Raw genomic sequence first — 20,444 nt, 5'->3', positions numbered from 1 at the left:
GTTATTGCCCTTTGCCACCCGGTGGGTCCTGAAAATGAAGCAAAATCCGTCGGTATAAGTGGATAGTGCGCACAAGAAGAGTACTGTTCACCTGTGCCAAATAAGGAGACCGAGATGATTGACCCAGTCCTGCCAACCCGCAACGAAGCCTGGGGCTTCTTTGGTACTACAGCTGAGTTCACCGATGCCGACGCAGCCTGGTCTATAGCCACTGCGAAGATCGCAAATGCTGCATGCGCAAGTAAGGATGGAGTCAGAGACTTTCTCGACAGCCGCCACGGCCGGCACTTTGCTGACGATGTTCACAATGCCTTTAAATCAGGTCTTCCCATCGATGAGGCGATCGACGCCGCAATTGTCCGCTGGATGGGCTGGAGCATTAGCCGGGCTACAGCATCCGAGCACGGCATACCGGTGGGGCTGCCCTATTTGACCGGCTTTGTGGGGCTCTACGAGATCATGGCGGACGCCTGATCGATCAATTGCCGTTGTGGCCTCGAGGCGACGCTCACACTGTTTATACGGCATTCTTGATCGAGGCGGGCCTATTAGCAAACCTAAGTTTGCTGTGGATCGGCTTACCTTGGCGCGAAATACACGAGCGATACGGCGAGTGGAATTCGAACTATGTCAGGTTCCAGCGATGGGCCGAGCAGGGAGTTTGGGATGCCACGCTGGAAACACTGGTTGACCTGAGGTTAGCCGACGACTGGCCGCACATGCTCAAATGCAGCAGCGTTCGCCGCCATGTTTCGGCAGCTGCCGGAAAATGGTCGCTTGTCCGGAGGGTTTTGGTCGACCGCGCCGCAGCTTTATAAGCAAAATCCATCCTCATTTAAAATCACGTACTGCCTCTTGGCTTTGTCCTGACCAGCGGCGAGACATGTGGTTACACCGTAGCCAAGCTGCTGTTCAAGATATCCGGAGCCACGCCAAGGCTCTACGGACGGCAGGCGGCTGCGAGGGTAATCGCTTTCAGGAAAGCATGTTGATCTGAAGCATCCTGCCGATCATCTCCCCCTTATACAGCAAGGTACCAGTGCGTCCCGAATATTTCCGCTTCCAAAGCCGCGGCCGCGTCGAGCGCATGTTCAGCAGGCTGAAACAATAGCGCTGCGTCGTCCCTGCCAAGACAAGCACATTGTTTGCTTCCAAAGGTTTCTCAATCTCAGCGTAACATGCCTTGGGATCGGGTATTTCTGGCACAAAACAAGCATCATTATTACGTAAAATTTTCTGTTGGCACGAGCGCAAAATTACGTCATCTTTGCGCCAGAAGAACACGAATCGAAATCAATTAAAATTATCGGCAGATATCTATATATTTGTCATTTTTTGGGATCATTTAGGCGCACTTTGCGTACGTGCTTCGGTATTTTATGCAGCTGGTGTTTCAGAATTTGATTGTCAATAAATTCGATCTGTGTGGTGATGGGAGAGATGTTAATGGACTATCCTTCTGTATCGATAACAAATAAATCGGCAGGTGAAGTCGAGATTTTTGATGTATATCGACCTACGGGCAAGACAACTGATCCATTCGAATATACGAGCCTTGGCAAGATCGGACCTACACAGACCACATCGGTCACTACTCTGCGTGCTGCTAGCCAGCTTTTGGCCGTGATGCAGGGTGGGCTGCCTGATCTGGGTGCTGCTGAGTATGATAACTTCCCGGTTTCGGTATTCGCCGTCCTTATTTCTTCAAGGGAGCGCGCCTTTACGATCAATGCAGGTGACGCCGCTGCGATGGTGCAAACGTTCAAGTTCATCCGCTACATCTCGGCCAACCCGGCATCTAAGATCGCCGGTCAATTCCGCGATGCGATGACGCAAAAGAACTCGGTCGATGCGGTCAATGCTTTCTTTGCCGCGTCTGCCAGTTTCAAGCTGTGCACGATGAGTCGCTGGTCGGCCGTGATGACGTGGATGAATCAGTTCCTAACGCCCTGGCAGGGTGGATATTACCTCTACGATGCGACGGAGGGGGTGTCTGCGATTACACTTGTGGCTGGGGTGAATATTGTCACGAAGGCGGGGACAACGACTGCCGAACTTTGCATGGCCGATGCGAGTGGCCAGTGGTCAGGCGCGTCGGAGAAGGTCGCGTTGGCAATGAACGGCGGGACCATAACCGAGGCCGATGTCGGCGCTGGCGGGGTTAGTGTTAGCCTGGCGCCCCTTTGGATGAACGTTGTCGACAAGAGCGATGGCAAAATTCGCTACCTGCTCGGCCCGGCGCTTTCTGGCACCATCAATGGCAAGAAGGTTATGGGCAACAGCCAGCAGATGACCGCGCCGGGCAACGGTAGTTCATCTGGTTCAGTGGTGACCGATGTCGGCACGTGGATTAAAAAGAACCTCAATGTGTCGATGCTAATTTCGGCTGGGATGCTTTTTATAATGTACAAGCAATGGCAGCAATCGAAAGAAGAGCGCGCGCGCGAAATCGTTAACAACGATCCTGATCCTGTCGCTGATCAAGCGGCGATCGAAGCCGCGCAGGCCAATTACGCTGAGGCAGCAGATGCAGAGTTGGCCGCCGAAAACCTTCCTGAGCAGGCCCGCCAGATCGACTTCGAAGTGGCTAATCTTCCGGCACAGGAACAGGCAGTGCGTAGCGCGGAGCAGCGACTCGATCTGCAGGAACAGATCAATGAGCAATCCGACGCGCTGAACGAAGTTCTGGAGGAAGCGCCTCCAGGTCCCGAGGCCGAGGCTTTGGCAACATCTCTTGCCGAGGCCCAGAATAATTTGGAAAGTGGTGATGTGGACGCGGCGTTAGAGAGCTTTTCCGAAGTTGGCACAAATCTCGAGGCTTTGTCTGAAAGCGCAAGAATGAACCTGGTCGAGGAACAGGCCTCGCTCGACAACTCGATTGAAGAAGCACAGGCCAAAGCCGAAGCCGAAAGAGAAGCTGCAAAAGACCAAGCAGACCGTGATGCTCGCGATGCCTACGAGGAAATGGGCGACGAGGATCTCGACGCATCAGAGCCCGATCCGATTGACTTTGCCGCAGGCGAGTAGCGCGGCTTCGCAGCTGCCCAGTCTTCGGAATGGTGCTGGCTCAGTACAGAAAGTTAAAAGAAGGGGGAAGGTATGCCGAGGATTTTGCGCGGTCTGTTTTACGACGCCATCTACCGCAGTGCGGTCAACCGATTTCGCGGTGACGTCAGCGCTTATCGGACCACCCGACCTGCCGGCTCGACGCTCTATCGCTATGTCGATTATTATCGGAACATGGCGCAGGCAGAAGGTTCCGGCCGCACGGTTTTCCGGCCATTGGCCTTTGATCTCGACAACCGTTGGACTGGTGCTAACGTTGGTGACAACGATCCAGCGGACAGGGCACCCGAAGCACGCATGGGGAGCGATCAAGGGCTTTATCTTTCGGCTGATTTCGTCAACGAAGGAAGCCCTTTCCCTGAACTCGAACATTATCAGGCCACAAGCGGGCCCGCACCGGTTGAGGGCGATATTACATATATCGAATATCACCCGCCCGAGCCAGGCGAACCGGCCTCACCACCAGAGCTTAGCACGGCACCGGTCAGCAAGCTGCGGTCCATGTTCCAGTTCAGCGTGGCAAATGAACTAACTGGTTTCGACCTGCGCCTTCGGTTTGGGGGGACCGCGACGAACCCGCTACTTGATGCAATCCTCGCCGATGCGCGCGCGACCGCGCCGGAGGTTATCGCCGAGAGTGACACCGTCGAGTCGCTTTACCGCGACCCGCAAGACGCCAGTTTCTGCCGCGCGGTCGGCAACGCCTGCCTCGATGTCACCGACGCGCACTATTTCGACACAACCTCAGTACGCGATCTGCTGAGCACGAATGTGATCCTGCGCGGGCGCGGCCCGACCCCAGAAGGCGGGCGAGCCATGCCGGTCGAAGGGCTTGTCCCGCTTGGGCGAGGCACCTTTTTCGCGAGCGATGGCACGGTCGGCAAAGGCGTCTTTACTATCTCGGACATGCTTTACAACGCGACCTTCGAAGATCCGGCTCTAGACCCGGGCAAGTTGCCGCCGCCCAAGCAATTCGTCGAAATGCTCAATGGCGTTGCGAGCCACAGCATTGAAGCGTTGAATAGGCAGATTGAAATTACGCTGGAGGACTTTGGTTCGACACCCATGCTCAATGCCATGGCGGAACAGGTCGCCGCCACCAAAGATGCCATCGGCAGCGGAGATCTGGCACAAATGGTGGAATCTTTGGGTCAACTGCAATCACATATCGATTCAATTCAAGCGAGCGGTGTCGAAGGGCTGCAAGCGATCGAGCAGGAAACCTTGAGGGTTTCAGGCAGCGTTTCGAAGTCGCTCGCCGAAATAACACGGGCAATTGAAGCTGCCGCTGAGCGGGTCGCCAATCCCGAGCTCGATCCTGATCTCGAAGATCCGGACATTGAAGACCCACCCGAAGAAGCCGTTGACCCCGTCATTACCGATCATTGATCTCAATTTGCCGAATGGATCCGACCATGGCCGATATAACTATCAAGAATGACCTTGCGGCACCTCTGACGGTTTACGATTCGACGCAGGACAAGGACGATCAGGGCAATTACTATGGCAAGCTTGCGGTACTTGGTTCGGTTCCAGGAGGTTCGTCTGGCACACTGACCCTTGCTCACGAGGTGCTCAATGTCCTGATTCTGTTCGATGACCAGCAACGTCCGCTAACCCGGATTTCATGCCGAGTGGCCCACACCGATGCAAGCATCGATGAATCCACCGTCCATGCGATGGGTCAGGCCAAGGCCTTTGTCGATTACATTACCGCCAATCCGGCCGATCCGGTGGCTACCAAGGTCAAGTCGCTGAAGGGCGCGAAGGATATCGACGCCTACTTTGCCACGATGCCTGATTACAGCGAGGTTACGACCCCGCTCTACATGCTGGCACTCACCGACAGGGCGACGCACCCCGACACGGTCGCCAAGCCGCCCGAAGAGCGCACCTACTCACTTTCGGCCCTTGTCAGTCTGCTCTCGGGTCAAACCTATCCCGACGGCTTGCCCGACATCATTATCAGCGACTTTTTCTACCGTGACGATGATGACATCCTCTCGTTCGGCGGCAAGGTCGATATCCGGGACATGACGTTCCAGAACGAGGTGATGCAGAAGGTCGCGAACGATCTGGTGCCGACCACCGGCCCTCTAAACGTGCGCCTGGTGTTTGACCTTCAGCTTGGGGTAGGCATCGGCGGGACAAAAATCGAGTTCTTCTTGGCCGAAGTTGATATGGCTCTGGGTGGCGACGCCAAGCTGCGGATCGTAAAGCCCACCCTATCGCTGTCGATCAATCCGCTGTTCAAGTTCGTCATTCTTGAAATCGAGGCTGATTTTCCGTTCACCATCTTTGACACGCCACTCGACACAAAGCTGTCAGCACTGCTGGATAATGTCGAGATTGAGGCCGCGATCGACATACGGGGTGATCACTCCTCGCTGCCTGCCCCACCGCAGCTGCGCGGCTTCCATTTCGACGAGTTCGGGATTGGCATGGGCATCATCTTCGAGCCACCGGGCTATGCCATTGGCTTGAGCGGGAAATTTCACGTCGGGGCAGGCGATACCGTGGTTTCGCTCGACGATGATACTTTTGCGCTGGTACTCGATCTGGAAGGCGACATTCCCAATCCTCTGTACCTGTCGTTTTATGTGCCGAGGTTCGATTTGCCGACGTTGATCGCGGTGTTTACAGACAGTAGCCCGTCCATCGACCTGCCCATCCATTTCAGCGACATCTCGTTCCGCTGGAACGAAAATCCGCTTGAGCCGCTCGCTTTGCCTGATGGTACAATGAGCAAGCCTGGCTACGGCTTCAGTGCGGCAATGGATGTTTTCGGACTCGACTTTTATGCCGATATTGAAATCAGCATGACCGGCTTTGAGGGCACAGCGGTCATGTCGCCAGTCAAACTCGGAGAAGTGTTGTCATTGACCGGGAATGGAAGCGAAGTCACCATCAAGGTGGATGCCAGCGGCAATCCGATCAAGAACAATTTTATCCCTAAGACCGAGGCTGAGCGCGCTGCGATCGCCGGCGCAGCATCCAAGGTGCTGGTCCCGGCTGGGGGGCCGGCGATGCGTATTTCGACCTCATCCGAGCCCTATTTCTCGCTGGATGCTAAAGCGAGCCTGCTAGGCCTGCTCGAACAAGAGATCACAGCACTGGTCGATCATAGCGGACTGACTTTTTCGCTCGATTTCGGCAGCGTCATCCGGGAGCACATGGCTTGCACATTGCGCACCAGTGGCAGCTTTTCGGGTGCATTCAGCTTTGGACCCGACTTCAGGATACCTTTGCCAAGCCCGCTCGGCACGATCCACTTGCAGGCCGTGATTGCAGCGGCTCTTGGTATCACAGTGACCGAAAGTGTAGTCGATTTCTCTGTAGGAGGTGGCTTCACTTTCGAAGACATGGAACTTGATTTCGGCCCAGTTGATCTGGACCTCGATATGAGGAGCATCGATGCGGTGATCGCCGCTTGCGGTGACTACCTGGTGCAGCATGCCGCTGAAATATTTGTTCACATTTTGGAAGACGCCGAAAAATGGGCGGAGATGGCCTTCAAGGGCGTAATCAGCGAAGTCGAGAATATTGCCAATGGCCTGCGCAGCTATTTCAACCATGCGATCGATGACGCCGCACAAACGCTGAACAATATCGGGATGGCGGTGGAGGAGGCGGCGAGGCAATTACAATCTGCCTTCGATGCCTCAGCCAACGATCTCGCCGGTGCGCTCAAGTTCGGGTTCAATCTGGAAAGCCAAGCCGCTGCTACAATCTTGCAAGGGCTCGACTTTGGCGCAGATCAGGTCGGGCAAGCGCTGGCGTCGGTGTTCGGACTGGACGCCAATGCAACGGCGCAGGTTCTCAAGGACGTCGGCTTTCCGCTCGAACAGATCACCACGGTGCTCAACGACATCTTCACGCTTTCGCCCAACACGATCAGCGATGTGCTCAAAGGCGTAGGGTATCCGGTCGATGTAATTGCCGATGTTTTCAAGGCCATTGGCGGACCGTTTGCCGCCGTCGGTGACTGGCTGTCAGGTGCAGTCGAAACTGTCACTCACGCAATCAATCCCACAAACTGGTAGAGCAACGAGGAACATCACATGAGCGATGTCGAACGTCTGATTGAAAGCCTGCGCAGCGACAGCGAATTGCCACGCCGCCTGGCGGGTCATCTCTTGCGGATTGAACACGGCGCGTGGGACGAAGCATGCGCTGCGCTTGCCACGCTGGGTTTTCGGGTGACGCCGGACGAGTTGCAAAGCAGCGTTCGCAGCGCGGTTGAACGCGGAAACCTGGAACAGGGCAGCATCATGCATCAATGGTTCGCGACGATGTGATGACGCCGTCGCTCGACGATTTGGCACTTGGGCGTCTGCGCCACCTGATCGATCCCAAGACTTCGACAATATTCGAGTGGTCGCTGTCGATCGATCCGAAAGGGGTAACCCCGCGCCGCAAATGGACTTGTTGGCTGGTCGGACCAGACCCGCAGCAACTTCATAACTTGGCAAAATCCGAGGAGTTGCATGAGCCACTTGCCGCGCTTGCCCAGCATGAAGGCGAACGGATCGTGCGCCTGGGCTTGGGCTTCACAATGGGCACCTGCACTGACTGCTACATCCATTCGACGCTGCAACAGAGTGGGCCGCCGCGCTACCGCGCCTATTCCGGTCAACGCCGCCGGGACTATCGCTTCTCCTATCTTTCATACGCTCCGGGGGACGGTTCGAGTGTGCAAGGCGCGCTGGCCGCGCGTATCGACATCGGTTTGAGGGACTGCTTCCGGCAGTTGGTTGAAGATCCAGTACTTCAGGCCATGTCTGGGGTTTGGGTGCGAGGCGATCCTGACCATCCCGAGCAGGTGTCGCTGCTGTTTCCGCAGCATCCACGGCTGGGAGATCATCGTGACGCGCTCACCTTGATCGGGGTTGCGCCGGCCGCGCTTGAACGCCATGCGTCGCTGCGGCTAAGGCACATTGCGCTTAATCTCCGCGCGCGCCGAGGTGCGACTGTCTATCTGAGCGGGCACTGCGGATCCTTTCCTCAAACCTTGGCTGATATGCGCGACTCTATCCAGCTCGCGGCAGAGACCCATGCTGCCTCGCCATTGGTCAAGACTCTGGTGCACCTCGCTGGGGGCCTCAGTACAGCCGGCGGTGAGACGGCTGTCCCATCGCATGGCGGTGCGCGAGAGCCCGCCTGGTTCCGGGCCGATACTGGCCGCCGACTCAGTCCGATGCGCCATATGGTCCAGCACATCGAGCAGGGAGCGCGGGTCTACCTGGCGGGATATGGCGGAGGCGCGTTGCCGCTGTATCTGCGCGAGGAGAAAGAGTGCGAGGTCGTCCTCGATACTATCTCAGAAAGGTGTCACCAGCGCCTTGCTCGGCTCGGCTTTGCCAGCCGCCTGCGACCACTCGATTCCGTGCTCCCACCCGGCATGTTCGACGCAATCGTGGTGCACAAAAGCCTTGACGCCAGCGCAAAGTCGCGCGCGCTGCTTGAGCGGTTGCGCCCGTTTGGCCGGTCCTTGCTATTCTCGCTGAGTGCAGGATTGCCCGTTGATACCAATCCAGACCGGCTCGACGCCAAGAGCCTGCGCGAGCTACTTCGGCAGACAGGCTGGGGCGTCGTAAACTGGCACGAAGATAATAAGGTCATAACCGGGGTCGCCGCGTGAGCCACGCGGCCTTCGATGCATTGAATAAAGTAAGGCGCACAGGAGCATAGATACGATGACCAGTATTACCTTCATGTTTGAGTCGAGCCACACTGGCGGATACGTCGGGGTTCTTGACGGGAGTTCTTTGGTGGATGGCCCTGTCGTCACTCAGAATGCCGGGAGCACAAATCCAGGTATCTATTACCAAGTTGGCGGAGGTGGTCTCAATGGAGCGTTCGCCAGTGCTCTGGGTACCTCCTGCGATGCAGTGAACACGGCACTAAAGGCAGCCTACGATGGGAAATTCGGCGAAGGGCAGTGGGACGCCGACAACCGCCATCCGCCTTCGCCAGTGCCGCTCACCTCGCTGCTGGTGCCACTGCTGGACCGGATGATAGGCTCTGCGCAAGCGATGATGTACTCGGCTGGGCCGCAGCTCACCAGCGCTGGGCTGACCGAGACAATTACACCGCTCTACACGCAGGTTTACGTCGACGCGATGAACGCCCTTGCAGGCAGCGAAACGCGCTATGGCGGATTCCGTCTGACCCTGCTCTCGTCAGGAATCTACCGCGGCGGCGCGCCCTTGCCACCCTTCGCGCAAGCGGCGGCGGCTTGCATACTGTCCGCTGTAGAAGCGTGCGCACTGGCCAGGCCCGCTGCATTCGATGGCTTGACGATGCTGATCAACACCGATCGCAACGCGGATTACTGCAAGGAAATCGACGGCTTTACGGCCGCTGCAGAGGCTCGGGGCCTGACCGTTTCCGCAAGCGGGTTCAGTCTGCCGATCGGTTAGCTGCCCTGCATCGCTGACCGCAATGCTTTCGTAGCACGCCAGCGGATCATCAGCCCTCACGTTGCTGCCGTGCAGATAGCGCAGCAGCAGTGTGTCGTGGGAGTTGTACCTCGCTGCTTTAAGCAAACCCGCTACACGCCCACCGCCCCGCCTTAGAGCTCATACAGTTTGTGACAAACCAAATGCACCGCTCGCAAATTGAGCCGAGCCGGGTAGTGGGGCGCCACGCCACCATCAAGAAAGCTTTGCAGCCCGTTCCGCCCTTTCAATTCGTCGCTTAAGGTGATCTGGCGCGTCACTATGATTTATTGCCGTTTCCCGCTGACCCTGCGGAACGTTGAGGACATTCTTTTCGAACGCGGGATCGATATTTACAACGAAACCGTGCGGCATTGGTGGATCCGCTTTGGCCCGCTGTTCGGTGCAGATGTCCAGCGCCAGCGGGTCAGCCGTATGAAGGGCTTCCGCCAGTGGCGCTGGCACCTCGACGAGATCTACGTAAAGATCAATGGCGAGATGCATCACCTGTGGCGCGCGGTCGACCAGGAGGGCGAGGTGCTGGAGAGCTACGTCACCAAGACAAGGGACAAGCAGACAGCTCTCAGATTCATGAAGAATGCACCGAACCGCCACGGCTGTCCGGAGGCTATCACTACCGATGGGCTGCGTTTCTACTGGGCCGCAATGACCGAGCGCGGCAACGCCTAATCGCAAGAGATGGAAGTGTCTCAGCTTGAAAATAGCGGCTGTTGACTGCCGTTTGCGCCAGCCGAGCGCCATGCCTATATTTTCCGCACAAACTTGGAGTCAGTGTGGCGCGTTTCGGCAATCATATTTTCCTTTGGATAATCGCCACATTTGCGATCACCGCTTGGCTACAGCCGCCAAGCTGGGCTGTCTTTATCGCCGCCTTAGCCATCGGATGGTATTACAACGAACAGGAAGTGAAGCGCGATGCCTAAGGGACCTAACAGACAAAAGGGAATGCGCAGTGTTCAGGTCCTAACAAATGAATAGCTTGCTCAAGCTATCGTCGGCTCACGCCAACGTCCAAACCACTTTGGCTTTGAACGACACCTGATCGACAGTCAGTCCTATAAGGCCCGCCGCAGCGCCTCCTCAGAACTTTCTGCCCAACTGGAGAGTGAGAGACGGCGAACCGCCGCTCCGGTCGTTCGCGTCGAAGCTGGAATTGCGATCGAACACGGTATATCCCAGTTTCACCCTGCTGATCCATGGGTTCGACCAGTCGTCCTCGAGAAGATAGATGAGTGCAGGCGCGAAATCGATGCCAACAGAAAGACCCAGATCGAGCCGCTCCTGATTGTCGAGAAAGACGGGATCGACATTCGAGTACCAGCGATTGGCGGCTGTGCCTTCAATATCGAATATACCCCACCAGGAGACTGGCGTACGAAACCCTGCAGAGGCTGACACGACCTCGCGGTCATCGAGCGGCGCGTCTGAATCCACATAGGCGTATTGAAGGCTGCCGCTAAGACGCTGACCGGTAACTCGCGTGGTTCGCGGGTCGCTGCAGCCATAGGGATCGCAGCCGTAAGGGAGGAATGTGGATCGATTGTATCCAAGGCGCAATCCACCCGACACAGTCCACTCGTCAGCGGCGGCGTCACCGAAGAAATCTGCATAGTTGTCGCTGTAGCCCGTCGCGGCGAAAACAGACAGCGGGCCGACCAGTCCATGCGAGAACTCTGCACCGAAGCCAAGGGACGAGCTGGCACCAGTAGGATCATCGCCATCGCTGTCGAGGCGCGCGGTAGGTTTCACAAATACGCTGGCAGACGTCGTGTCGCCAAGCGGAAGTCTGAATGACAGTGCCGTCGAAATCGTCGTCGCATCGGTGACATCGTCAAGATCGAGCACATCGGGGCTCGTCCATTGCGGCGCCACCTCGGCGACGATCTCGAACAGTTTCGGTTCCTCGCGTGTTTCGGTTGCGGTTTCCTGCGCGAGCGCAGGAGCGTGAATAGCGGCCGCCGTCACTGCCAAAGTAACCGCAGTCCATGCCTGCTTTGCATTCCCCGTCATCATGTTTTCCCCGTTATCCTGGTTCACCAAAAAAAGCGGATCCGAAGACCGCAAGCTATCCGAGTCGCACATGCTTTCCTGTATTAAGATTCTGTAACATCACTGAAATATAGGAGGAAACTACATTTGTAGCTGAAAAAAATTTTTGGTGGTCTGGCCATCCGTAAATGTCGCAATTCTACAAGTGTTCGTGCGGTCCCGACTTGGTCGGTGTATTGACCAGACGTCGATCTGCTGAAAATCTGCTCCTGTTTTCAAGTACAGGGAGCGCTGGCCATAATGAGGCGACCATCTTTTCCTGTGTTCGTTGCGTTGCTCCTGAGCGGCGTGGCAACGGGCGCTTTGGCGCAGGATCCAGAGACCTTCACGTATGACGCTTTGGGGCGGTTGATTGAGCGCGAGACGACAGGCGGTGCGAACAATGGCGAGGTGATGTCGTTATGCTATGACGCAGTCGGCAACCGTACGTCCAATGTTACCAATTCTGCTGGCGTTTCAAATCATTGCGATGACGGGACAGGGGTGGCGCCAACACCGAGCCCTACGCCCACGCCAACGCCAACACCACCTCCTTCCAATAATCCGCCGACGGCCAATCCCGATATGGTCTCGGGCGAGTGCCTGAGCGACGTCATGGTCAACGTGAAGGCAAACGACACCGATCCAGAAGGTAACGTACCTCTGACCGTGACAGGGGTCAGCCAATTAAGCGGCAATGCTACTGCAACCTTGATGCTGAACGGCGAGATCAGTGTGATGTTTGCGGGCGATTACGATTACTCGGTCTTTCAATACACGGTCGCAGATACTTTCGGAAACAGTTCGACCGGAACCCTGGAGGTAACGACTATCACAAGTTGCCTTGGCGGCGGCGGCCCGCCTCCCTGATTTTTGCGTTCAATCTGCGTTTGAGGCTTTCAGAATTGTTTGGCGGTGTGACGGTATGGGCAGATATTTTTTTCTATCAGGGATTGCGGCAATCGGCGGGGTTCTGGCGTGTCCGTCCGTCGCGGCACAAGAGACCTTGCAGGCAAGCCAGCCCTCGCCTGACCGCGGTGTAGCGCCAATCTGCCAGGTCCAGATGCGTGATGATCAGGGCAATGTCCTGGACGTTGAACGCGCGCAGGCTAACGGCGGTCTAGTCACTGCTATCTGCGATGGGCGCGGCTATGCGCTGGGTGAGGCAGACGGGTTTGTGATGATGCCGCACCGCGATACCGGCGCTGTAGCAGTGGTCGTGGGTCGTGAGAACGACCGGACAGTTTGGCTGTTCTCGCGCCGCGAGGATGGCACGGTTTTGCTCGAGGATCTGACCTATGAGTTTGCCCGGGCTGTGGGCCGTTCGCCGACCGGGGGACTTGCAGATGTGCGCATTAATCTTGCGCGGTTCCGGGCGACCGGCGTGATCGGAGCTGAGCCCGACCGCGAACCTGCCGAGATGACGAGGAGAGGCGCGCGACCTGCGCGAGCGGCGGAGGTTTCGCTGGAGCGCCGGCTTACACGCGGGCGACAGGACGCGATCCAAACTGCGGAGGCCGCCCAATGAGAGCAAAGGGGGCAGCAGGGGCAGGCGCGGCAGAGGTGAGCAACCGAAAGGTTGTGCTGTGGTTCGGATTGCTATTGGCCAGCATCATTATGGCGGTCTCGTTGCCTGTGCAGGCGCAGGTGGCGGCACCGCCAGAAAACGCCACGATTGATCGGCATCAGGTCAATCTGCCGACAGGCGAAGTGATCATGCAGCGGCCCGGCGTCGCTATTGGTTCGGGCGGGCACCATGGGCTCAGCTATTCCGAGACATGGGTAGGAACTGGTTGGCGTGTCTCTGAACTGCCGACCATCAGCGGTAGTTCGCAAACGGTTGTCATCTCCTTCATGGGATCGACGAGCAGCTTCGAGAATGGCGGATCGGGCACCTACACTCCTACCTACGCGAATGGTGCGACGCTAACCTATTCCGGTGGAACGTATAGTTACCGAGGGCCCGATGGGACCCAGATTACTTTCGTCGAAGCGCCGCAAGGGCCAAACTCTGAATTGTACCTGCCAGCAGTTTCGGGACTGGCTTCCCCGACGCTCGTGCAGTTCCCAGATGGGGTGACCTGGCAGTATCACTTCAGAACAGGCACTTGGACGGTTACCGTGCCGGACTGCGGCGGTGGCAACCCCGACCCTGAGTGCCTGCCCGGAGGCGGCACCGTCACTTACAATTACCGCCGGTTGGAATCGATCACCAGCAATACCGGTTACCAGATCAAACTCGATTATCAGACCGACACAATCAGCAACCAGCTTGCGACAGGCTGGCACACGATTACCCGTGTGGATGCCATCAACAATGCTGTTGAATACTGCAATCCGACAGGAGACTGCACAGCGCTCACCGGTAACTGGCCGCGGGCGACCTATGCCAATGGCGATGTGACCAACCACGCAGGCGAGACAGTCGATTACGATTACGCTGGCCCTGGTGGCCGGATATCGGCGATTACGCGCCCTGGCGGGGCAAACGATACCGTCCAGTTTACCTATGACGGCCAGAACCGGGTGCAGAGCGTGCAGACGGGCGGCGGAACCTGGAACTATCTTTACACTGCCACATCGACCACGACGACCAATCCCGAAGGCGGGATAACGGTCGCAAACTTCAATGCGGAAGATCAACTGGCAAGCCGTACCGTTGACGGTCAGACGACCAGTTATACCTATTGCACGACCAACAATCTGGTGTGCCGCGACGGGCTGCTGCAAACGCTTGTGACGCCTGAGGGCCAGACGACCGAATACCGGTATAACTCGCGTGGCAATCTCTACAGGGTAACCACAACCGACAGCGGGGGCGCGAACCCGATCGTCACCAGTGCGACATACTCTGCCACCTGCACCAATCCTGTCACCTGCAATTTGCCGCTGACGACGACCAATGCGGCAGGCCAGGTCACCAATTACACCTATGACCAGACCCATGGCGGGGTGACGCACGTGCAGGCTCCGGCGGCAGCCTCGGGACAGCCCCGGCCGACAACGATCATCGAATACACTACCGCGCAGGCGCACTACCGCAGCGGGCCGAGCAGTTGGACAACCTCTGCCCCCATTACGGTACCACTTCGCAGCAGGGCCTGCCGTACGGCGGCGACCTGCGAGGGCACTGTGAACGAGGCGCGCACAACGCTGGCCTATCCGTCCGCGACCACGCCCAACAATCTGCAACCTGTCTCAGTCACTACCAGCCTTGGTGATGGTACTTTGGCCGCGACCAGCACCTTTACCTACACACCGCTCGGCCAACCCCGTAGCGTCGATGGCCCGGTGCCCGGCACCGATGACACATCCTATGCGATCTACGACGCGTTCAACCGCCAGATCGGCTCGGTCAGCGGCGATCCCGACGGGTCGGGACCGCTGCCGCGGCTTGCCTCGCGCATCACCATCGTCAATGGTCTGGTCACCCGCCAGGAAAGCGGAACAAGTACGACGACCGCTGACCTCTCCGGCTTTGTTGCCGATCAGCGGCAGGATATCGAATATGACGATCTGGGCCGCCCTATCGTTCAGCGCCACCGCGATGTGACGGGCACAACGCAGCACAGCGTGGTGCAAGCCAGCTACAATCCGATGGGCCTTGTCGAATGCATCGCCCAGCGCATGGACGCACCGCTCACCACCACCAGTCTGCCATCGCCCTGTGTGGTCTCAGCAGCGGGGCTCAACGGCACCGACCGGATCAGCCGGACGGTGTATGACGATTACGGACGGGTGCTCGAGCGCCGCTCGGCCGAAGGCACCTCGCTGCAACAGGTAACCCAGCGGTTCAGCTATCGCACGGGTGCAAACCAGAACGGCCAGCTTGACTGGGTGGAGGATGCCGAGGGTAACCGTACGCAGTATGTCTATGATACGTTCGGTCGGCATTATCAGACACAGTATCCTGCGACAGGCCCGAACGCCGAGCATACCGCCAACCCGAACGATACAGACCGTGTTCGCTTCGATGCCTTTGGCAGGGTCGATGGCTATCAGGGGCGCAATGGCCGCTGGACATATTTTACCCGCGACAATTTGGGCCGGATCACTCTTGCAGACGATACCGGGCGCGCCGATCTCGCCGCCACGCACTCGCGCGACATCTATTATGGCTACGACCTGTTCGGCAATCTGAGCTATGCCCGGTTCGACAGCCATGGCGGGCAGGGCATCACCAATAGCTGGAACGCGCTCGGTCAGCTTATCTCCACCACCAACAATATGGACGGGGTAAGCCGCACGCTGACTTACGGCTATGACACGGCGGGTCGGCGCACCAGCATCACGCATCCCGATAATATCCAGTTCATCTACGACTTCGATCCGCTGGGCCGCCTCACCAGCATCAATCGCAGCGGGCAGGCCGATCTGTGGAGCTGGACCTACACCACCGAAGGCCGGATGGCGTCGAGCATCGCCAATGCCAGCGCGCCCGATATCACCTACGGGTTCGATGACGCAGGGCGGCTAGACCAGCTGCTGATCGATCACCCGACCAACAACGCCTATGACGTCACGCATGACTTCACCTTTAACCCGGCAGGGCAGGTAACGCAGGAAAGCAGCAACAACGCGCTGTTCGACTTTAACGAACAGACCGATGCCAGCCTCGCCTATCAGGCGAACGGGCTGAACCAGTATACGCAGGTGACCGATACCGGCGCGCAGAGCACCGATCCCTACAGCTACGATCCCAATGGCAACCTCACCTCGGACAGCGAGACGGTGTGGACCTATGACAATGGCAACCGCCTGGTACAGGCCGCCAATGTCTCGGGCGGCGCAGGCCCGGGCACCGAGGTGACCATCATCCGCTACGATCCGTTGGGGCGGATGTACGAGGTATCCTATGATGCCAATACCACCGACGGTGTGGCAGGCAGCTTGCGGCGCCTCTATTACGATGGCCACGATCTCGTCCTCGAATATGGCGGCAATGGCACGATGATGCACCGTTATGTACACGGCGTGTCAGGCGGCGATGATCCGCTGGTGCAGTACGTCGGCAGTGGCACTTCCATCGGTGCTGCGCAGTTCCTCTACACCGACCGCCTCGGCTCGGTCACTGCTATCTACAACCGCGCCGGGACCACCATCCAGACCAACACCTATGACGAGTTCGGCACCCCCGCTGCCACCAATGGCGGCAGGTTCCAGTATACCGGACAGCAATATGTGCCCGAGCTTGATCTCTACTATTACAAAGCACGGTTCTACTCACCATATGTCGGCAGGTTCATGCAGACAGACCCCATCGGATACGCCGATGGCATGAACATTTATGCCTATGTCGGGAATGATCCGGTGAATGGCGTGGATCCGACTGGGTTGGTCGGTAACGAAATCTGCCAAGACATCTATAGTGTGACTATATACTGGAATGGCAGTCGAGAGGTCCCCGGCATACCAAGAAAGATTGGTAGGGAATGTACTCTGATTGATCCCCCAGGACCTGATGTCAGTCCTAACGGGCCGGGCGGAGACAACGGTAGACCGGGCGGCGGAGGGCCCGGTTCAGACAAAAAAAATGATCCGTGTGATGTACCTGGACCACGCGACACGCTTGATCGTGCGATAGCAGAGGCTCACGCCAGATACGCAAGTGATATGCGACAAGTCCAAGAGATAAGACGTACTGTGTTTGACCGAGAGGAACGCTATCTCCGTATAGCGAGAATTCATGATGCGAGAAGAGCATGGTATATTGACCAAGTTAGAACCGGAGGGCCTTGGGACTTTAAGAATCAGCCTGGCACTCGCGGAAACCAAGATTTTGGAAACTTCGCGTTTGGAGCCACTTCGCTCGCCGTCGGATTTAGTGAGTTTCAGGCGGCAGTCGGGGCTCACGGCTATTCCGTATTGGAAAACAGAACCTTCGAGTCCCAGATGGCAATGATTAACAATGGACATGACTACTACAACGCGGGATGCTTCAGAGAATGAATCTTATGAAACCAATCACACTTGTGGCACTTTCTACGGCGCTGCTCTTTGGCTGTAGTTCGAAGCAACAACCCCTTGAAGAGTTGACTTCTCCCAATGGAGACTACGTTATTACCCTCTACGGCAATGATCTTGGTGCCTGTTGCACATCATTAACATACGCCGAGATATCAGGTGGCCAAGACAGCATTTTTGATGGTTTGAATCAGCGTTTTTTCGAGGCGAAAGGCGGCAGCGGTGCACGAGTCTCTTGGGATTCTCCGTATTCTATCGAAATCGATATCTGCAATGCAAAAGAGCTAACTTATTCGTCGGATCTATCAAGTGAGGATTATAGCGAATATATACACGTTTTCGTCTCTAATATCAGGCCTTCCCGCGTAAACGGCGAAGTGATTTGTCCTGAGTTGGAAGCTTTCGCGGAGGATAAAGCAGAAAACGCAGTCCAATGAGAAGTATCAGAGGGCAGATAAATCCTGCAAGAAAACGGTCTATCTCACTACCATTTTACCGGATTCGCTACCTCGGAGTGAGATTTTGTGTTGCGAGTATGCCAGAGCTTCACAGAGTTGACAGTTTGCTCTCGACAAAGCTGTTCGGAGATATCAGGGACAGCGTATATGACGTGCTCCCCTGGAATGTGACCGGTTTTTGGTAGAGTCCGACGCAAAGGAGTCGGACGACAATGAAGCGAAGCAGGTTCAGCGAAGAGCAGATCATCGCGGTATTGAAGGAGCAGGAGGCTGGTATGCCGACGGCGGAGGTGTGCCGCCGTCACGGGATCAGCTCGGCGACCTTCTATAAGTGGAAGTCGAAGTTTGGCGGGCTGGAGGTGTCCGATGCCCGTCGGCTGCGGACGCTCGAACAGGAGAACAGTCGGCTGAAGAAGCTGCTGGCCGAGGCGATGCTCGACAATGTCGTGCTGAAGGATCTGGCATCAAAAAAATGGTAACGCCCGGCGCTAAGCGGGAAGCCGTCGCCCATGCCCGTGAACAGCACGGGCTGAGCGAGCGTCGGGCGTGTAGTCTGGTTGGTTTGATTTGATGATTATTGGTCGCGCTAGGGTTCAGATTCAAGCCAATTTACTTTGACGGTGGTACGCGAGATATCACCAATTAGTCTCTCTTTTTCAATCATCTACTCAGTATGGCTCCTACCATGTTTAACGCCCCAACCACCAGCCAACCCGTCCAAGCTTCGCTAAGATGGATAGAGGGCACACTCCTCAGCGAGGTCGCCATCACACTCTGCATAATAGCCGTCGCGCTGGTCGGCTTTTCCATGCTCACCGGACGCCTCCCCTTACGCCGCGGCGCACAAGTCATCCTCGGCTGCGCCCTCCTCCTCGCCGCCCCCGCCATCGCCGCCGCCATGATGGACTGGGCCTCCCCCGCAGACACCGCCCGCCCCAATCCCGCGCCTACGATAGTCTACGAAGCCCAACCCCGCCCACCACTTCCCGAAGCGGACGCCGACACCACCAGAGCCTCCATGCGCCGCCGACCGCCGGAGTAAGTAGCGCACACAGGAGTCATCGCTTTGCCATCTCACAATGCTCAGTAGGTCCGAACACACGCCATCGGCCTTCGCGACAATGGTCGCTCATGGACGTGGCGCGCGAGGCGCTCGTAAACCCGGTTCTGTGTCCAGAAGGTGAAACCACCTAGAGCTGATCGTTGCTAGGACAACAGGAGAGCTCACAGCCCAACCTGATGCGATCACAAGGTGCGGCGACGAAAAGTCAACGGCAAGCGGAAATTGGCGGTGTCGGCGCTACCGTTCGTCGGCCGGCGCCACGAGCTCGATATGTGACACGTCCAGTGCCTGCGCGATCTCGTAGATGGTTACGATGGTAGGGTTGCGCTCGCCGCGTTCCAGATCGGAGAGATATTGCTGGGAGAACCCCGAGCGCTCGGCGAGCTGTTCCTGTGTCCACCCTTTTGCCTTGCGGAGCCGGGCACAGTTTTCGCCAACAAGTTTCCGCATATCCATGCCAGAAACCATTGGCGATGTGCCGCGGTCTTATTTATCAACTATAGTGTGTATGCGCATGATCGAACCCGGTCGCTCGACCTCAATAGCCTGCTCGAACTGGCTGGCTACGATCCCGTTACCACGCTGATCGTCCGCCATGCTCCCGTTGAGAAGGATCTGGCGCGTGTGCTCCCATGGCTGGTGATGGAGCGCCCTGATCTCTGGCTGGCGTATCAGCGGATCCAGTGGGCAAGTTTCGAGAAGGTAATGGCGCGGGCAAGCCATATCGCTTCGTTCATTGGCCTTGAAGCTGCATCGGCCACATTTGCAGGCTTCTATACCATCGGCGATTGGGAGGTGCTCGATTATGAGGGGTACCGGACTTTTCCTGGCAATGCCGAGCTCGAAAAACTGGGAATGACGGGGCGCCGCGAAGACATGCCCGACTGCCTCGCATTTGATCTGCAACCAAAGCCTTTCCATGATGACTGGATTGGCAGGCTCTCGGTTACCTGGCCGCCGCCCTATCAGCAGTGGTGGCGCTGGGGAGGGCGGGGCGCCATTCCAGTATCCTCGATCGCCACCGACAATCTCTTCACCGTTGCTGTTCCCGACTGGCGCGACATTGTCCTGTCATGGGCCGAGCTTGGTAGCATGCCAGCCTCGTGGAAGACGGCGCTTGCGCAGTGGCGCGGGGTGTATTTCATTCACGACCGGGCCCGCAATGCAGGCTATGTCGGATCGGCCAGCGGCGCGGAGAACATCCTCGGGCGGTGGCAGGATTATGCCCGCAGCGGACATGGCGGCAACAGGGAACTGAGGGACAGCCAGCCGGACGATCTTGTCTTCAGCATCCTTGAGCGAACCTCGCCTGACCTGCCGGCAAGCGAGGTTGTTGCTCTTGAGGCAAGCTGGAAGGCACGGCTGCACACACGGACCACCGGATTGAATGCCAACTGACCGCTA

At 57.3% G+C, this 20,444-nt stretch carries 18 protein-coding genes and 2 pseudogenes; 17 read left to right on the top strand and 3 right to left on the bottom strand.

Annotation, left to right across the window (positions count from 1 at the left end):
• The first annotated feature begins 114 nt into the window (after nucleotides 1–114).
• The gene (locus tag ACS0VV_RS09575; RefSeq protein ID WP_483532487.1) at nucleotides 115–474 is read left to right on the top strand and encodes a hypothetical protein; all 360 of its coding nucleotides are present in this window, start codon (nucleotides 115–117) and stop codon (nucleotides 472–474) included.
• 8 nt (nucleotides 475–482) lie between these two features.
• Complete coding sequence (locus ACS0VV_RS09570; protein ID WP_483532486.1) at nucleotides 483–818, top strand: transposase; 336 nt, start codon at nucleotides 483–485, stop codon at nucleotides 816–818.
• Between the two features lie 157 nt (nucleotides 819–975).
• Here the strand turns inward: ACS0VV_RS09570 and ACS0VV_RS09565 are convergent, their stop codons facing one another.
• Nucleotides 976–1,284, bottom strand: a complete 309-nt coding sequence (locus ACS0VV_RS09565) for a hypothetical protein (RefSeq protein ID WP_483532485.1) — start codon at nucleotides 1,282–1,284, stop codon at nucleotides 976–978.
• A 162-nt stretch (nucleotides 1,285–1,446) separates the two neighbouring features.
• On the opposite strand from ACS0VV_RS09565, the gene ACS0VV_RS09560 reads away from it, so the two are divergent.
• The 8 genes and pseudogenes from ACS0VV_RS09560 to ACS0VV_RS09525 all read left to right on the top strand — a co-directional run bounded on the left by ACS0VV_RS09560 (nucleotide 1,447) and on the right by ACS0VV_RS09525 (nucleotide 10,450).
• Nucleotides 1,447–3,027 (top strand): hypothetical protein, encoded by a 1,581-nt coding sequence (locus ACS0VV_RS09560; RefSeq protein ID WP_483532484.1) that lies wholly within the window; start codon nucleotides 1,447–1,449, stop codon nucleotides 3,025–3,027.
• Between the two features lie 72 nt (nucleotides 3,028–3,099).
• Nucleotides 3,100–4,455, top strand: coding sequence for a hypothetical protein (locus ACS0VV_RS09555; protein ID WP_483532483.1), 1,356 nt, complete (start codon nucleotides 3,100–3,102; stop codon nucleotides 4,453–4,455).
• Between the two features lie 26 nt (nucleotides 4,456–4,481).
• The gene (locus ACS0VV_RS09550; RefSeq protein WP_483532482.1) at nucleotides 4,482–7,109 is read left to right on the top strand and encodes a hypothetical protein; all 2,628 of its coding nucleotides are present in this window, start codon (nucleotides 4,482–4,484) and stop codon (nucleotides 7,107–7,109) included.
• An 18-nt stretch (nucleotides 7,110–7,127) separates the two neighbouring features.
• On the top strand, nucleotides 7,128–7,364 hold the full coding sequence (locus ACS0VV_RS09545) for a hypothetical protein (protein ID WP_483532481.1): 237 nt from the start codon (nucleotides 7,128–7,130) through the stop codon (nucleotides 7,362–7,364).
• Nucleotides 7,346–8,707 (top strand): hypothetical protein, encoded by a 1,362-nt coding sequence (locus ACS0VV_RS09540; protein WP_483532480.1) that lies wholly within the window; start codon nucleotides 7,346–7,348, stop codon nucleotides 8,705–8,707. Before ACS0VV_RS09545 ends, ACS0VV_RS09540 begins: the two co-directional genes overlap by 19 nt.
• Before the next feature lie 55 nt (nucleotides 8,708–8,762).
• Nucleotides 8,763–9,488, top strand: coding sequence for a hypothetical protein (locus ACS0VV_RS09535; RefSeq protein WP_483532479.1), 726 nt, complete (start codon nucleotides 8,763–8,765; stop codon nucleotides 9,486–9,488).
• A 282-nt stretch (nucleotides 9,489–9,770) separates the two neighbouring features.
• Nucleotides 9,771–10,190 (top strand): annotated as a pseudogene (locus tag ACS0VV_RS09530) (IS6 family transposase); the annotation flags it as partial.
• Between the two features lie 110 nt (nucleotides 10,191–10,300).
• Nucleotides 10,301–10,450: a hypothetical protein gene (locus tag ACS0VV_RS09525; RefSeq protein ID WP_483532478.1), complete on the top strand. Its 150-nt coding sequence runs from the start codon at nucleotides 10,301–10,303 to the stop codon at nucleotides 10,448–10,450.
• A 157-nt stretch (nucleotides 10,451–10,607) separates the two neighbouring features.
• Here ACS0VV_RS09525 and ACS0VV_RS09520 read toward each other — a convergent pair whose 3' ends face one another.
• Nucleotides 10,608–11,540 (bottom strand): hypothetical protein, encoded by a 933-nt coding sequence (locus ACS0VV_RS09520; protein ID WP_483532477.1) that lies wholly within the window; start codon nucleotides 11,538–11,540, stop codon nucleotides 10,608–10,610.
• Between the two features lie 276 nt (nucleotides 11,541–11,816).
• Here ACS0VV_RS09520 and ACS0VV_RS09515 point away from each other — a divergent pair, with 276 nt between their 5' ends.
• The 6 genes and pseudogenes from ACS0VV_RS09515 to ACS0VV_RS09490 all read left to right on the top strand — a co-directional run bounded on the left by ACS0VV_RS09515 (nucleotide 11,817) and on the right by ACS0VV_RS09490 (nucleotide 19,019).
• A complete protein-coding gene (locus tag ACS0VV_RS09515) occupies nucleotides 11,817–12,425 on the top strand; it encodes an Ig-like domain-containing protein (RefSeq protein WP_483532476.1) in 609 nt (202 codons plus the stop codon).
• 55 nt (nucleotides 12,426–12,480) lie between these two features.
• Entirely contained in the window at nucleotides 12,481–13,083 is a 603-nt protein-coding gene (locus ACS0VV_RS09510) for a hypothetical protein (protein ID WP_483532475.1), read from the top strand.
• Between the two features lie 35 nt (nucleotides 13,084–13,118).
• Nucleotides 13,119–17,504, top strand: a complete 4,386-nt coding sequence (locus tag ACS0VV_RS09505) for an RHS repeat-associated core domain-containing protein (RefSeq protein WP_483532474.1) — start codon at nucleotides 13,119–13,121, stop codon at nucleotides 17,502–17,504.
• Complete coding sequence (locus tag ACS0VV_RS09500) at nucleotides 17,501–17,956, top strand: hypothetical protein (RefSeq protein WP_483532473.1); 456 nt, start codon at nucleotides 17,501–17,503, stop codon at nucleotides 17,954–17,956. The genes ACS0VV_RS09505 and ACS0VV_RS09500 overlap by 4 nt, the downstream gene beginning before the upstream one ends.
• 233 nt (nucleotides 17,957–18,189) lie before the next feature.
• Nucleotides 18,190–18,539: pseudogene (locus tag ACS0VV_RS09495) on the top strand (transposase); the annotation flags it as partial.
• A 123-nt stretch (nucleotides 18,540–18,662) separates the two neighbouring features.
• Entirely contained in the window at nucleotides 18,663–19,019 is a 357-nt protein-coding gene (locus tag ACS0VV_RS09490) for a TrbC/VirB2 family protein (RefSeq protein ID WP_483532472.1), read from the top strand.
• A gap of 258 nt (nucleotides 19,020–19,277) precedes the next feature.
• On the opposite strand, the gene ACS0VV_RS09485 is transcribed toward ACS0VV_RS09490, so the two are convergent.
• Nucleotides 19,278–19,496 carry a helix-turn-helix domain-containing protein gene (locus ACS0VV_RS09485; RefSeq protein ID WP_483532471.1) on the bottom strand — a complete coding sequence of 73 codons (219 nt, stop codon included), beginning with the start codon at nucleotides 19,494–19,496 and terminating at the stop codon, nucleotides 19,278–19,280.
• Between the two features lie 48 nt (nucleotides 19,497–19,544).
• Between ACS0VV_RS09485 and ACS0VV_RS09480 the strand changes: the two genes are divergently transcribed.
• Nucleotides 19,545–20,438 (top strand): GIY-YIG nuclease family protein, encoded by an 894-nt coding sequence (locus ACS0VV_RS09480; RefSeq protein WP_483532470.1) that lies wholly within the window; start codon nucleotides 19,545–19,547, stop codon nucleotides 20,436–20,438.
• Nucleotides 20,439–20,444: the final 6 nt, after the last annotated feature.

Source organism: Aurantiacibacter sp. KMU-128 (assembly GCF_056933515.1).
This window is presented reverse-complemented; position numbering and strand designations above follow the sequence as displayed.

Excerpts from the sequence above, each read along its gene's own strand:
- ACS0VV_RS09560 (WP_483532484.1), top strand. The coding sequence starts at position 1,447 with ATGGACTATCCTTCTGTATCGATAACAAATAAATCGGCAGGTGAAGTC.
- ACS0VV_RS09555 (WP_483532483.1), top strand. The coding sequence starts at position 3,100 with ATGCCGAGGATTTTGCGCGGTCTGTTTTACGACGCCATCTACCGCAGT.
- ACS0VV_RS09520 (WP_483532477.1), bottom strand. The coding sequence starts at position 11,540 with ATGATGACGGGGAATGCAAAGCAGGCATGGACTGCGGTTACTTTGGCA.
- ACS0VV_RS09490 (WP_483532472.1), top strand. The coding sequence starts at position 18,663 with ATGTTTAACGCCCCAACCACCAGCCAACCCGTCCAAGCTTCGCTAAGA.
- ACS0VV_RS09575 (WP_483532487.1), top strand. The coding sequence starts at position 115 with ATGATTGACCCAGTCCTGCCAACCCGCAACGAAGCCTGGGGCTTCTTT.
- ACS0VV_RS09540 (WP_483532480.1), top strand. The coding sequence starts at position 7,346 with ATGGTTCGCGACGATGTGATGACGCCGTCGCTCGACGATTTGGCACTT.
- ACS0VV_RS09510 (WP_483532475.1), top strand. The coding sequence starts at position 12,481 with ATGGGCAGATATTTTTTTCTATCAGGGATTGCGGCAATCGGCGGGGTT.
- ACS0VV_RS09485 (WP_483532471.1), bottom strand. The coding sequence starts at position 19,496 with ATGGATATGCGGAAACTTGTTGGCGAAAACTGTGCCCGGCTCCGCAAG.
- ACS0VV_RS09535 (WP_483532479.1), top strand. The coding sequence starts at position 8,763 with ATGACCAGTATTACCTTCATGTTTGAGTCGAGCCACACTGGCGGATAC.
- ACS0VV_RS09500 (WP_483532473.1), top strand. The coding sequence starts at position 17,501 with ATGAATCTTATGAAACCAATCACACTTGTGGCACTTTCTACGGCGCTG.
- ACS0VV_RS09550 (WP_483532482.1), top strand. The coding sequence starts at position 4,482 with ATGGCCGATATAACTATCAAGAATGACCTTGCGGCACCTCTGACGGTT.
- ACS0VV_RS09515 (WP_483532476.1), top strand. The coding sequence starts at position 11,817 with ATGAGGCGACCATCTTTTCCTGTGTTCGTTGCGTTGCTCCTGAGCGGC.
- ACS0VV_RS09545 (WP_483532481.1), top strand. The coding sequence starts at position 7,128 with ATGAGCGATGTCGAACGTCTGATTGAAAGCCTGCGCAGCGACAGCGAA.